Source organism: Methylophilus flavus (assembly GCF_042678905.1).
GTDB classification, from domain to species: domain Bacteria; phylum Pseudomonadota; class Gammaproteobacteria; order Burkholderiales; family Methylophilaceae; genus Methylophilus; species Methylophilus flavus.
The window spans coordinates 382,393-395,690 of the sequence record NZ_JBHTLN010000001.1 but is presented as its reverse complement, the minus strand read 5'-3'; the positions used below and the strand labels follow the sequence as shown (position 1 = coordinate 395,690).

Annotated in this window: 15 protein-coding genes and 2 tRNA genes; 16 read left to right on the top strand and 1 reads right to left on the bottom strand. The window is 51.6% G+C overall.

The window, feature by feature from the left end; all coding sequences use genetic code 11:
* Positions 1 to 19 precede the first annotated feature (19 nt).
* The 3 genes from queF to ACFQ2T_RS01880 all read left to right on the top strand — a co-directional run bounded on the left by queF (position 20) and on the right by ACFQ2T_RS01880 (position 863).
* Positions 20 to 466, top strand: coding sequence for a preQ(1) synthase (gene queF / locus ACFQ2T_RS01890; protein ID WP_379029717.1), 447 nt, complete (start codon positions 20 to 22; stop codon positions 464 to 466).
* Positions 467 to 623: 157 nt separating this feature from the next.
* Positions 624 to 699 (top strand) — tRNA-Ala (locus ACFQ2T_RS01885).
* 88 nt (positions 700 to 787) lie between these two features.
* A tRNA-Glu gene (locus ACFQ2T_RS01880) sits at positions 788 to 863 on the top strand.
* A 222-nt stretch (positions 864 to 1,085) separates the two neighbouring features.
* On the opposite strand, the gene ACFQ2T_RS01875 is transcribed toward ACFQ2T_RS01880, so the two are convergent.
* A complete protein-coding gene (locus tag ACFQ2T_RS01875) occupies positions 1,086 to 1,340 on the bottom strand; it encodes a hypothetical protein (RefSeq protein ID WP_379029714.1) in 255 nt (84 codons plus the stop codon).
* A 336-nt stretch (positions 1,341 to 1,676) separates the two neighbouring features.
* Between ACFQ2T_RS01875 and ACFQ2T_RS01870 the strand changes: the two genes are divergently transcribed.
* The 13 genes from ACFQ2T_RS01870 to fabG all read left to right on the top strand — a co-directional run bounded on the left by ACFQ2T_RS01870 (position 1,677) and on the right by fabG (position 13,231).
* Positions 1,677 to 1,943 (top strand): phosphopantetheine-binding protein, encoded by a 267-nt coding sequence (locus ACFQ2T_RS01870; RefSeq protein WP_379029711.1) that lies wholly within the window; start codon positions 1,677 to 1,679, stop codon positions 1,941 to 1,943.
* A gap of 32 nt (positions 1,944 to 1,975) precedes the next feature.
* Positions 1,976 to 2,617, top strand: a complete 642-nt coding sequence (locus tag ACFQ2T_RS01865; protein WP_379029708.1) for a COG4648 family protein — start codon at positions 1,976 to 1,978, stop codon at positions 2,615 to 2,617.
* An 18-nt stretch (positions 2,618 to 2,635) separates the two neighbouring features.
* Positions 2,636 to 3,991 carry an AMP-binding protein gene (locus tag ACFQ2T_RS01860; protein ID WP_379029705.1) on the top strand — a complete coding sequence of 452 codons (1,356 nt, stop codon included), beginning with the start codon at positions 2,636 to 2,638 and terminating at the stop codon, positions 3,989 to 3,991.
* A complete protein-coding gene (locus tag ACFQ2T_RS01855; protein ID WP_379029702.1) occupies positions 3,957 to 4,313 on the top strand; it encodes a hypothetical protein in 357 nt (118 codons plus the stop codon). Before ACFQ2T_RS01860 ends, ACFQ2T_RS01855 begins: the two co-directional genes overlap by 35 nt.
* A 4-nt stretch (positions 4,314 to 4,317) precedes the next feature.
* Positions 4,318 to 5,268: an LpxL/LpxP family acyltransferase gene (locus tag ACFQ2T_RS01850; protein WP_379029699.1), complete on the top strand. Its 951-nt coding sequence runs from the start codon at positions 4,318 to 4,320 to the stop codon at positions 5,266 to 5,268.
* Complete coding sequence (locus tag ACFQ2T_RS01845) at positions 5,265 to 5,888, top strand: LolA-related protein (RefSeq protein ID WP_379029697.1); 624 nt, start codon at positions 5,265 to 5,267, stop codon at positions 5,886 to 5,888. Before ACFQ2T_RS01850 ends, ACFQ2T_RS01845 begins: the two co-directional genes overlap by 4 nt.
* Before the next feature lie 21 nt (positions 5,889 to 5,909).
* Complete coding sequence (locus tag ACFQ2T_RS01840) at positions 5,910 to 8,288, top strand: MMPL family transporter (protein ID WP_379029694.1); 2,379 nt, start codon at positions 5,910 to 5,912, stop codon at positions 8,286 to 8,288.
* The gene (locus ACFQ2T_RS01835; protein WP_379029691.1) at positions 8,288 to 8,965 is read left to right on the top strand and encodes an alpha/beta fold hydrolase; all 678 of its coding nucleotides are present in this window, start codon (positions 8,288 to 8,290) and stop codon (positions 8,963 to 8,965) included. Before ACFQ2T_RS01840 ends, ACFQ2T_RS01835 begins: the two co-directional genes overlap by 1 nt.
* Positions 8,962 to 9,792, top strand: coding sequence for a polysaccharide deacetylase family protein (locus ACFQ2T_RS01830; RefSeq protein WP_379029688.1), 831 nt, complete (start codon positions 8,962 to 8,964; stop codon positions 9,790 to 9,792). The genes ACFQ2T_RS01835 and ACFQ2T_RS01830 overlap by 4 nt, the downstream gene beginning before the upstream one ends.
* A gap of 128 nt (positions 9,793 to 9,920) precedes the next feature.
* On the top strand, positions 9,921 to 11,177 hold the full coding sequence (locus tag ACFQ2T_RS01825; RefSeq protein ID WP_379029686.1) for a beta-ketoacyl-[acyl-carrier-protein] synthase family protein: 1,257 nt from the start codon (positions 9,921 to 9,923) through the stop codon (positions 11,175 to 11,177).
* Positions 11,174 to 11,974, top strand: coding sequence for a beta-ketoacyl synthase chain length factor (locus tag ACFQ2T_RS01820; RefSeq protein WP_379029683.1), 801 nt, complete (start codon positions 11,174 to 11,176; stop codon positions 11,972 to 11,974). The genes ACFQ2T_RS01825 and ACFQ2T_RS01820 overlap by 4 nt, the downstream gene beginning before the upstream one ends.
* Before the next feature lie 2 nt (positions 11,975 to 11,976).
* Positions 11,977 to 12,447, top strand: coding sequence for a 3-hydroxylacyl-ACP dehydratase (locus tag ACFQ2T_RS01815; protein ID WP_379029680.1), 471 nt, complete (start codon positions 11,977 to 11,979; stop codon positions 12,445 to 12,447).
* Between the two features lie 64 nt (positions 12,448 to 12,511).
* Positions 12,512 to 13,231, top strand: coding sequence for a 3-oxoacyl-ACP reductase FabG (fabG, locus tag ACFQ2T_RS01810; RefSeq protein WP_379029677.1), 720 nt, complete (start codon positions 12,512 to 12,514; stop codon positions 13,229 to 13,231).
* Positions 13,232 to 13,298 lie beyond the last annotated feature (67 nt).

The window sequence follows — 13,298 nt, the reverse complement described above, 5'->3', positions numbered from 1 at the left end:
CCAAGAAACATAGCCTGCAATGAATGAACAATTACTCGGTGGCAAACCAACAGCTGAACCCACCAAAGCACTGGAAACTTTTGAAAACCCAAATTCAGCCCGTGATTTTCATATCCATATGGAAATCCCTGAGTTCACCTGCCTGTGCCCTAAAACCGGCCAACCAGATTTTGCGGTGATTTACCTGGACTATATTCCTAACAAACTGTGTGTGGAATTAAAAAGCTTGAAACTCTACATGTGGTCATTCCGCGATGAAGGCTGTTTCCACGAAGCGGTGACCAACCAGATTCTGGATGACCTGGTCAGCGCGATTGATCCTAAGTTTATGCGCGTCACTGCCAAGTTTTATGTACGTGGCGGCATTTTCACCAATGTTGTTGCTGAACATCGCGCTGCTGGCTGGCAGCCACAGCCTTATGTAGAGCTTTCACAGTTCAGCGCGCAGAGTAATATTCGCGGCTAACAATGGGGCTTTTTGGCAGGCGCCACTACTCAATGTCGGGCAATCGCAGTTTTTTACAGAATCCTGCGAAAAATCGTTGACAAGATATGTGCCCGTCATTAATATGGCGCCTTCTTTGAATTGCAGCGCAAAACAAAGAAATGCAGTACCAGGATTAGGGGGTATAGCTCAGCTGGGAGAGCGCTTGCATGGCATGCAAGAGGTCAGCGGTTCGATCCCGCTTATCTCCACCAAGTGATTGAAAATATTGAGTTTTTTTGAAAAAATATTTTTAGATTATTTGAAACAATGGTATACTGCACACGTTGTAAAATTTCTTAGGTCCCCATCGTCTAGAGGCCTAGGACACCTCCCTTTCACGGAGGCGACCGGGGTTCGAATCCCCGTGGGGACGCCAAAATCCACTCAGTGGTTGAATCATTAAAATATCAATTGATTCATACAGATAAACCTCCAGTGTCACGCACTCGAGGTTTTTTCTTTTGTGCAAACAATCCGCATGTAACAACATAACGGCGGTATTCAGTACTTTAAGTCCGACTTTCTACCAGCCACATTTCACCTGTTGCTTCAACCGGCATGGCCAAGCATGCCAGCACTGCCGGTTGATTTGATCAATTTAGTGAGTCTCAAGCTTCATGTAAACCTCTTCATCTGCCACCATATCCAGCACAGAATCAGTGAACTCATCAGAACATTCGCTTGACCATTCCGCATCTTCATTGAAATCCCGGGTCATCATAGGCAGAAAACTCATGTGCATAAATTGTCCGTCATCCATTTTGATCGCTTGCACCTGGTCTGGATGGTCTACCAAATCCCAGGTTTCAGGGATGTCTAGCTCCACTTGAATGGTGACGATTAGTTTTTTCATGTTGCTCTCTTTATCTTAAGTGGGTTTGATGACCTGAGACTATAGGTGCTCTTCAAGGGAACCACAAGATAACTTTCGCTAGCTTGTATTGAAACTCATGGTCCTTGCGATGGCTGAAGGATTGCTTCTGCCCTGTTTATTTGGATTTGCCGTGCGAACTCGGCCCTGGTGATCAGGTCAATCATAAGCTTTCCCGATGAATAAATGTCTTTTGTCCTAAATGGATTTATTTGAAGAATCACAATACTGCTAAAATACGTCAAATTTAATTTTTGACTCAATCAACTTCACTGACTAATCTTTAATTAACTAATCAACTTTAATCAGAAGATATATATGACGGATAAAACTGCTTTACAACTTGAAATCGCCGAACTGATGGTAGAGGCACTGAACCTGGATGTTGCCGCCAATGAAATTGAGCCAGATGCACCTTTGTATGGCAGCGGTTTGGGGCTGGATTCGATAGATATCCTCGAAATCGCGCTGGTTGTATCAAAGCGCTATGGTCTGCAACTTAAATCCGATAACGAAAACAATCACCAGATTTTCAGTTCGCTGAATAGTCTTACCGACTATGTGGCAGCCAATAAAACCAAGTAGCATCCTCACCACCCAGGCCATCTAAGAACGCTATGCGCAAAGCTTTTAAAGTCCTGCGGGGCCTGGTCATTGCATTGATCATCGTGTCCTTTGCAGTGCTTGTCCATTACGTGAACACCCGCGGACACCCTAGCCTGCTGGGCGCCGTGCTGGCTTTAGCTCCGCTGCTATTAATAGCATTTGTGTTTTCAATAAACCTGGATTCCAGATTGTTGGGCGTCAGCTTCTTACTGCTTGTTTTAATCGCGAGCTGGTGGGTCTTGCCGTTGATCAAACAGCATACCGGTTTAATATTCTGGTTGCAGGATATAGGGCTGATGCTGATGTTACTGATCACGTTTGCCAGAACGTTGTTGGCCGGTCGCAAACCCTTATGTGTAGGTTTTGCCGAGATCATGAATGGTGGACCACTGCCAGCCGAGCACGAACGCTATACCTATCACGTAACGATTGCCTGGGTTATTTTCTTTGGCTTGATGATAGTGATCTCCACCCTGCTTTTTTTGCTTGCCCCGCTCGCTACCTGGTCTTTTTTTGTGAATTTCCTGACGTTGCCTTTGGTAGCTCTTATGTTTATTGCAGAATATCTGGTGCGACGCAGTTTGCTGACTGACCTGCCAACTGGAAATGTACTGGATGCAGTACGTGCCTATATGGATTCCAGGCAAGCGTGACGACGCCAACTTAATCTCATGCACAAGCTACCCTTAGTCAGCCATTCCAGCCTTGATCAGACGATTGCCTGGCGTAATCACTCTGCAATTTCGGTCGGCCAGTTCCTTGCTGACGTCGCTGCACTGGCAAATAGCTTGCCTGCAAGTCAGCATGTACTGAACGTGTGCCGTGACCGTTACCACTTTGCAGTGGGCTTTGCTGCGGCATTGGTCAGCAACAAGGTCAGCCTGCTGCCGCCAACGCATACGGTAGAAATGGTGCAGCAATTGCAAGCTTTTGCTTCGGATGTGTTCTGCCTGCATGACAATCCGGATTGCGACATCGCATTGCCCAAATTGCGCTATCCGGTAAACACAGGCTTGCCAGCAACTGATATGGAAATTCCTTCCATTGACGCGCAGCAGGTCGCCGCTATCGTCTTCACATCTGGCTCCACCGGCAAGCCGCTACCGCATGTCAAGCGCTGGGGTTCGCTCGTTAAAAATGTACAGGCACAGGCCGGACGCCTGGGTTTAACAACAGATGTTGCTTATACCTTAATAGGAACGATACCGCCGCAGCATATGTATGGCTTTGAATCTACGGTGCTGCTGACCTTGCAAAGCGGCAATGCCTTGCACAGCGGCCAGCCTTTTTACCCTGAAGATATCATAGATGCACTGACCCACACTCACGGCGAACGGATACTGGTATCAACCCCGCTGCATTTGCGTTTGCTGCTGGATGCGGAGCAGCCATTACCAGCCATCTCGCTGGTGTTATCGGCGACTGCGCCATTATCAGAAGCGCTTGCGCATAAAACGGAAGCCGCCCTGCAAGCGCCATTGATGGAAATTTATGGCAGCACCGAAACCGGCCAGATCGCGACCAGACGCACCACGCAAACCGATGAATGGCAGTTAATGCCGGATGTGCACTTGAAAAGCGTGGATGACAGGTTGTGGGCTGAAGGCGGTCATGTAGATATCCCCGCGCCGATGAATGATGTAATCGTACCCACGGTTGATGACAGGTTCCTGTTGCAGGGCCGCATGCAGGACATCATCAATATTGCCGGAAAACGTAACTCCCTGGCCAGCCTTAACCATCACCTGAACAGCATAGAAGGCGTGCTTGATGGTGCGTTCTTTATGCCGGACGAGCTTTCGCATGACCATGTGACGCGCCTGAGTGCCTGTGTGGTGGCGCCGTCACTGACCGCTGCACATATATTAGCCGAATTACGTAAACGCATAGACCCGGTATTCTTACCGAGGCCCTTAGTATTTGCCGGATCGCTGCCGCGCAACAGCACCGGCAAGCTTCCACGCCAGGCATTACAACAGCTGATCAGTGAACTTGTACGCGGCAATACCAGCGTTACCGAATATTAAGCATATGAAAAAAAACAAGTTACTCAACATTCCGTCTGACCACCCTGCTTTCGCCGGTCATTTCCCCGGTACGCCTATCGTGCCTGGAGTAGTGCTGCTGGATGAGGTACTGCAGGTACTGGACAGCGACATGGGCCTGACTGTAACCGACTGGCAGATCAGTTCGGTTAAGTTCCTGAGTCCATTGACACCAGGTGAGTCGGCCATCGTGGAATATGAACAGCTGGCGAATGGCAGTATCAAGTTCGAGGTCGTGTGCCCGAGCAACGGGACCCCGCGCCAAATCGTCATCGGCAGCCTCAGTGCCCGGCACAAGGCTTAGATTGATGACCGATAACAATAAGAACGTTTACCAGAAATCTGCGCCCTGGCTACAGCACAAGGAGCGTAGCAATATGCTGATGCTGCGTATCATGAGCTGGCTATCACTGCGCCTGGGCCGCACTGTTTCCCGCTCGGCATTACATATCATTGCCTTTTATTTTGTCTTGTTCTCACCGGCCAGCCGTAAAGCCTCCCTGGATTATTTGCCACGCGCATTAGGACGCCCAGCGACCTGGCGGGATCTGTACAGGCATTTTTTCAGCTTTGCTTCTACCATCCATGACCGCATCTACCTGATCAATCGCAATTACGACTTATTTGACATTGAAATTCAAGGCAAGGACGTGATCAACCCGCTCATTGAAGCCAATGAGGGCGTGCTGCTGATGGGTGCTCACCTGGGCAGTTTTGAAGTCATGCGCGCGATTGGCCGGCAACTGCCGGGCTTGAAAGTGGCGATGGTGATGCACGAAGACAATGCGCAGAAAATCAATGCCATGCTGGCCGCCATCAACCCGGAGGCTTCCATGGGGGTTATTCCTTTGGGCCACCTTGACTCCATGCTGCAATTCAAACAGCACCTCGATGAAGGCATGCTGGTCGGTATGCTGTCTGACCGCACGCTGGGCAATGAACCGATGGCAGAAGTAGAGTTACTGGGCGATGTTGCGGCTATCCCCAGCGGGCCATTCCGCATGGCTGCCCTGTTACGTCGCCCGGTAGTGTTTATGGCAGGCCTTTATATGGGTGGCAACCGCTACCAGGTCGTTTTTGAAACACTGGCAGACTTTTCAGACATTCCGCGTGGCGAGCGCGAGCAGGCTGTCAATGCCGCCATTGCCCGTTACACCGAACTGTTGAACCAATACACGCGTTTGGCGCCTTACAACTGGTTTAACTTTTTCGATTACTGGCAAACGACCCCTGCCTCACTGGCAGAAAGGAAACAATGACTACCACCATGCTTGTGACTGGCAAACGCAGTTTAACGATGGGGCTTAGCTGCTTGCTGTTTTGTATGCTGCCTTTTGTCAGCCAAGCTGAAAGCGACTGGGATATCGACCAGTTGATGCAGGCCCTGGCAAACACGCCAAGTGGCCATGCCAGCTTTATTGAGAAAAAGAACATCGCAGTGCTGGAAAAACCTGTCGAGTCATCAGGCGAACTGTTTTACACCGCACCTGACCGCCTGGAAAAACGTACTTTAAAGCCCAAGCCTGAAAGCATGCTGCTTGAAAAAGATAAACTGACGGTAGAGCAACGTGGCAGGAAACATGTATTGTCTTTGCAAAGCTACCCGGAAATTGCGGCCTTTATTAATAGTATACGTGGCACACTGGCAGGTGACCGCAAGGCGCTGGAAAAGTCTTATAAACTGAGCCTCTCTGGCGGCCAGGAAGACTGGAAGCTGAATCTGTTACCCATCCAGGACAAGATGAAAAAAGTAGTCAGCAGTATCACCATCAGCGGTGCCAGCCATCTGGTGCAAACCATAGACATCAAGCAGGCTGATGGGGACAGTTCGGTAATGACGATCACACCTATGCCAGATACCCCTGCCCAGCCACAATAATATTTAAAAACCGATTCACACGTGACCAAATCTGCTCATTCCCCTGGTAGTGCCCGAACGGCGATCATCATCTGGCTAGCGATGCTATTGGTCAGCCTGGGGATCATCAGCCGTAGCCACTTTACTGCGGATTTATCGGCTTTCCTGCCCAGTCATCCTACTGCAGAACAACAGTTGCTGATGGACCAGCTTAAGGACGGGCTGGCTTCAAGGCTGATCCTGGTCGGCATTGATGGCGCTGACGAACAAACCCGCGCCGCACTCTCCAAAGCAATGGCCCAAAAGCTGCGCAGCAACCCTGCTTTTGTCAGCGTCAACAATGGTGAGGACATCACCTCCGAGCGTGACCGCACGTATTTATTTAGTCACCGCTACCTGTTAAGCCCGGCGGTGACGCCTGAGCGTTTCAGCATTGAAGGCCTGCATGCTGCCATCAGCGACAGCATAGATCAGATTGCCTCCCCCGCTGGCCTGCTGATGAAGTCGTTGCTACCGCATGACCCCACCGGGGAAATGCTGCAATTAATGGATACCATGAGCGGCACCAGCCATCCTGAAATGGTGGAAGGTGCCTGGGCATCGCGGGATGGCAAGACCGCGCTACTATTGCTGCAAACCAGTGCTGCCGGTTCTGATACAGATGCGCAGAAACTGGCCATGCAGGCAATCAGGGCGGAATTCGACCAGGCGCTACAATCGAATGCAACCAGCGCGAAACCTGTATTGTTAATGACCGGACCCGGCGTATTTTCGGTGAATGCGCGTGATACCATCAAAACCCAGGTCAGGGTCATTTTTATCGTCAGTTCAATATTGATCGCATTGTTACTATGGGCGGTTTATCGATCCAAACTGGCTTTGTTACTAGGCTTTTTGCCGGTAGCCACCGGCATTCTGGCCGGCATCTCTGCGGTAAGTCTGGCGTTTGGCGTTGTGCATGGCATTACCCTGGGCTTTGGCACCGCACTGATAGGCGAAGCGGTGGATTATTCAATCTACCTGTTTATGCAGACCGAGCATGCCGGTGACAGGGAACAGAACCGCAGAAAATGGGTGGAAACGGTGTGGCCTACCGTACGGCTCGGCGTACTCACCTCGGTGTTTGGTTTCGCATCGCTAATGATGTCCGGCTTTCCGGGCTTGGCGCAGTTGGGCCTCTATTCGGTTGCCGGGTTGATTGCAGCGGCGGCGATGACGCGCTACGTATTGCCACACTTGCTACCGCCTCACTTCAATATCCGGGATTTCAGCCATACAGGCTTAATCCTGGCACAGTATGCAATCTCTGCGCGTATCTTGCGCTGGCCCGCCATCCTGCTGGTTGCCGTTTCTGGCCTGATTGTCTACCAGCACCATGACAGGTTATGGACAACCGAGTTATCGGCTTTAAGCCCGGTCAGTGCGGCTGACCAGGCGCTGGATGGTAGACTGCGTGGCGGTATGGGAGCACCAGATGTACGGTATGTAATTGTGTTGTCAGGCGACAACCAGGAAACAGTGCTTCGCAATACCGAAAAATTAGCGGTGACTTTAGAAGAGCTGGTTGAAAAAGGCCTGCTGGCCAGTTTTGACAGTGCCAGTCATTACCTGCCTAGCCAGGCCACCCAGCAGGCCAGGGTAAACAGCCTGCCTGATCGCGAAAAACTCTCATCCCGGTTGAGTGTTGCCGTACAGGACATGCCAATCAAGGCCAAAATCTTTGAGCCTTTCTTGCAAGAGGTAGAAACCAGCCGCAACCAACCTCTATTGCAGCGTAGTGACCTGCAGGGCACTTCTATGGCAATGGCGATAGATGCCATGCTATTGCAGCAAGGCCAGCGCTGGAGCTCGCTTGTTCCGCTCACAGCGCCGCCTGGTAGCGATATCGATGCCACGCAAGTGCGTAAAGCGCTGCAGGATGCGCAAATCGAAAATGCGTTGTTCGTCGATATGAAAACAGAGTCTGACCATCTCTATTCCAGCTATATGCAAGAGGCAATCTGGCTGTCACTAGCGGGAGTGCTGGCGATTGTAGCGCTGCTGTTACTCGCCTTGCGTTCGCTTAAGCAGGTTCTGGCGATCATCGTGCCACTGGTAGCCGCTGTATTGACCGTGATGGCTGGCCTGGCTTTGTTTGGACAGCAACTGATGATTCTGCACTTGATAGGCTTGCTGCTGATAGTGGCGATCGGCTCCAACTACGCCCTGTTTTTTAATCCGGGTGCAACATCCGCCGGTCAGTCCATCTCTCCACAGACTTATGCTTCACTGGTGTTTGCCAATGTGGCTACCGTGCTTGGCTTTGGGCTGCTGGCATTCTCCAGCGTGCCAGTATTGCAGGCGATGGGTGTGACCGTTGCCCCTGGTGTGATACTGGCACTGGTGTTCTCAGCTGTGTTTGCAGGAAACAAGGGCGACTGATGCGCTATCTTGTCGACTCAGCCTATCCCGGACACAAAGCCAGCACGCTGATGATTTTGCTGCCAGGCGCCACCTGCCTGCCTGAGGATTTTATCACCCAGGGTTTTGTACAAGCGGTTCGTGAACGCAGCCTGGATATCGACTTGATGCTGGTCGAACTATCTTTTGAGCAGATTGCCGACCTGACAGCACTGCATACCTTACACAGGGACGTTATTCAATCGGTTGCATCGCAATACCAGGCGATCTGGCTTGCCGGTATTTCCATAGGCGGCTATATCGCAATGGCCTATGCACACTATTATCCAGGGCAAGTGAAGGGTCTATTCCTGATCGCGCCTTATCCAGGAAATCGTATCACCACCGGTGAAATTGCCAGCGCTGGCGGCATGCATGCATGGCAGCCAGTGGACATCGCCAACGACGATCTGGAGCGTGGTAACTGGTACTGGCTAAAGCATGCGAAAAATGTGGAAATTCATTTAGGTTACGGGTCAGAAGACCGCTTTGCCGATGGCATCGCGCTGATGGAAGAGGTAATCCCCGCCGCACGGGTGGATAAAGTACCGGGTGAACATACCTGGCCGGTGTGGCAGCAGTTATGGTCGAATTTCCTCGATCAGCAACAGGCACGGTGGGAAACAGTTCAACACCCAGACAGGGTTGCAAAGTCATGACTGAATATCTGGCAAACTCTGCTAACCTCGAAAAACTCAGGCAAGCTCCTTGGCTGGTGAAAGCTTCGGTCTTACTGCATGTGGCATTACTCATCTGCCTGGTGATTGCACCTGGCCTCTGGCCTTGGCTGCTTGCTGTATTTCTCGCAAACCATTTACTGATTTCGCTGGTGGGTTTGTGGCCGCGCAGTACCTGGTTAGGATCAAACTGGACCGAACTGCCTCAAGCTGCCAAGCGACGTAATGAGGTGGCACTGACGATAGACGACGGACCGGATCCCGCAGTCACGCGACCAGTTCTGGATATCCTGGACCATTACCAGGTTAAAGCCACGTTTTTTTATATAGGTTACAAGGCTGCAAAGCACTCTGAGCTATGTCGCGAAATCGTGGCACGCGGGCATGCCATAGAAAACCATAGCCAGCACCATAGTGTCTACTTTTCCATGTTTGGTTATACCAGGATGGCAAATGAAATACTGGCTGCGCAAGAAACACTTCAACAGATCACTGGCATACGCCCCCGGTTTTTCCGCGCCCCAGCCGGTTTACGCAACCCGTTTCTGGATCCCGTCCTTAAACGATTAGGCTTGCAACTGGCAAGCTGGTCGGTCCGGGCATTTGATACCAGGACAAACGATGCAGACAAGGTAAAAATCAGGCTGATCAATGGCTTACGTCCGGGAGCGATTATTTTACTGCATGATGGCAATGCCGCCAGAACAGTCAGGAATGAACCGATTATCGTCGCCACCCTGCCCGCTTTGCTGGAGGCGGCTAAAGCCAAAGGGCTGCATTTAGTCACCCTGGCCCAGGCCGCCCATTGATATGCCTGCTCAAAGCTTGCAATCGTTACGCGTCAGCCATCAGGGAGTCAGCTATACTTGACTCAGGCCTGATGTGATTGAACTAAACATAAACGTACAAACAACTTTGTAATGAAAGCCGAGATTTTTTGAAACCACTATTACTTTCACATTTCACCGTGACCAGCTGCATAGGCAAAGGCTTGCAACAAACACTGGATGCTTTGTTGCAACAAAGGCAGGCACTGAAACCTTGCGATTTCGAAACTGTCGATCTGCCAACATTTATCGGCGAAGTTGAGGGCGTGGATGAGGTCCTCATGTCTGAGGACATGCAGTCATTTGATTGTCGCAACAACCGTCTGGCAAAAATAGGGCTGGAACAGGATGACTTCGGCCAGGGGGTTAAAACGGCTATACGTCAGTATGGCGCTGAGCGTATCGGTGTGTTTTTAGGCACCAGCACGTCGGGAATACTGGAAACGGAGTTCGCCTTCCGCAACCGTGACCCGGACACAGGCGCCCTGCCTGATGGCCTGGATTATGGCAAAACCCAGAATACCTATTCGGTGGCCAATTTTACCCGCCACTACTTCCAGTTGACCGGGCCCGCCGCTGTCGTGTCCTCTGCCTGCTCCTCCAGTGCTAAGGTGTTCAGCGTCGCACGCCGCATGATAGAAGCAGGCCTCATAGACGCAGCGATTGTTGGCGGTGTCGATACGTTGTGCCTGACCACACTGTATGGATTCAATTCTTTGAACCTGCTTTCCAGCCAGGCCTGCCGGCCTTATGACAAGGACAGGGATGGCATTTCGATTGGCGAAGCCGCTGCTTTTGCCTTGCTGGAACGTGTGCCTGAAACATCTGCATCCGGCCAGGCTTCAAATGCCACTCAAAAGAATATCGTTTTACTCGGTATAGGCGAATCCAGCGATGCCTACCATATGTCCTCGCCACATCCGGAAGGATTGGGGGCAAATATGGCGATGCAGCAAGCCTTGCACAGCGCAGGCTTGACACCTTCTGATATTGATTACATCAACCTGCATGGCACGGCGACGCCGAGTAATGATGCGGCAGAAGCCAAGGCTGTCAGCGCAGTATTTGGCAGCGGGAACAAGGATGTCCCGTGCAGTTCCAGCAAAGGCGCTACCGGCCATACGCTAGGCGCGGCAGGTGGGGTGGAAGCAGTGATCTGCGCCCTTGCCTTGCAGCACGGATTTATTCCAGGCGGCCTGAATACACAAACCACAGATATCGAACTCCCGATAAATTACCAGTTGCAAAACCGCCCGCAGAACTTGCAGCGGGTGATGAGCAACTCGTTCGGCTTTGGCGGCACCAACTGCAGCCTGATTTTTGGCTTAGCCAGCGCAACACACGCAGAAACGGCTGACAAATCATGAATTCCACTTTAATTGCATATATCGAAGGCATAGGCCTGATAGGCCCGGGACTGAATGACTGGGCAAGCGGCAGTAAGGTCCTCGCTGGTTTGAAGCCATACCAATCCGCTAAAACAGTTATACCTGTGCCGGAACTACTGCCAGCGGCAGAGCGCAGGCGTGCCAGCGATATCGTAAAACTCACCTTGGCCACTTCGCTGGATGCACTGTCCCAGGCCGGCTTAACCGACAGCAACCTGCCCAGTGTATTTTCATTTTCGAATGGCGATGGTCTGAACTGCCACAGCATCTGTGAAATGCTGGCATCTGATGACCGCGAAATCTCCCCTACCCGCTTCCACAATTCCGTGCATAACGCTGCAGCGGGCTACTGGAGTATCGCTACAAAAACCATGGCGACTTCATCTGTACTATGCGCATTCGACGCCAGCTTCGGTGCCGGTCTGCTGGATGCGTTGACGCAAGTCGTGGTTGAAGGCACGTCGTGTATTCTGATGGCTAGCGATACCCCTTACCCTGAACCCATGTTCAGTAAACGGCCGATTCCAGACAATAGCGGGATTGCCCTGGTGCTGGCAGCGGAGAAAAGTAAGCAAACCGTCGCGCAGATGACGGTCAGTATCACCCATGAACCAGCTGGCAGGTTTGATGATGCCGCCCTGGAAAACTTACGGACTAGCCTGCCCTCCATGCGCGGCCTGCCGTTACTGCAACTGATCGCCAGCCAGCAAGGCGGCCATGTCGTACTGGATTACCTGGATGATTTAAGGCTGGCAGTAGAGGTGAAATCTTGCTAAAGATGCCAGCGCTTCTCGAATCAGGTACACCACTGGACCAAACGTGGATCGCCAGCCATATCCCGCATCAGGGCGATATGTGCCTGCTCGAACACGTACAGGCCTGGGATGCCTTGAATATCAGTTGCATCGCGAGCAGCCATCGTTCAGCAAGCAACCCGTTACGGTCTAATCGCCAACTCGGCATTGCCAACGGTATCGAATATGCAGCGCAGGCGATGGCCGTGCACGGCGCATTAACTGCACCAAGAAACCAGCCAGCCCCCAAAGTTGGCTACCTGGTCAGCGTGCGTGGCGTGAATATGCATGTGGCTCGCCTGGATGATATTGCAGCGGATCTGCTTATCAAGGCGACCTGCATCATGGCAAATGAAAATAATATGCTGTACGAATTCAGGGTAAGTGCCGGTGAAAACATACTGCTGGAAGGCCGCGCGGCGGTGATATTGGACGCCAATGCCTTAATCACCTAAAAATCAGGCCAGGAAATCGGACCGGCGAATCCAGGTCACAACATTAATTTATGGAAATTGCATCATGAAAAGAGCTTTGGTCACAGGCGGTAGCGGCGGTATTGGTGCGGCGATTTGCCAGCGCCTGGCTGCAGATGGCTATCACGTGTTCATTCATGCCAACAGTAATAAGGCAACTGCGGAACAGCTGGCAGCGGAAATCACCGCAGCAGGTGGCAGTGCCGAAGCATTACAGTTTGACGTCACTGACCAGGCTGCGGTCAGCACCGTACTCGGCGCGCTGGTGGAAGACCAACCTATCCAGGTCCTGGTTAATAATGCCGGTATCCATGATGATGCGGTGTTTCCAGGTATGAGCCCGCAACAATGGCACCGGGTGATTGATGTTTCTGTAAACGGTTTTTTCAATGTGACGCAGCCACTGATGATGCCCATGATACGCAGCCGCTGGGGGCGTATCATCAATGTATCGTCTATTTCCGGCATTACCGGCAACCGCGGACAGACCAACTATTCAGCCGCTAAAGGTGCGTTGAATGCCGCAACCAAATCCCTGGCACAGGAAGTTGCCAGCCGTGGAATTACCGTCAATGCGGTCGCGCCTGGCATTATTCAAACCACCATGACTGAAAATACCTTTGATGCGCAAGCAATTGCCAACATGGTGCCTATGAAGCGCGCGGGCACTGCCAAAGAAGTCGCCGACCTGGTCAGTTTCCTGGCTTCAGACCAGTCTGCTTACATCACCGGGCAGATCATCTCGATTAATGGCGGCATGATTTAAACTGTGCTGATCGCTTGAAGTGATGATGAAGGATGCGCTGAGTAAGTGCAGCTTCTCGGCCACACCA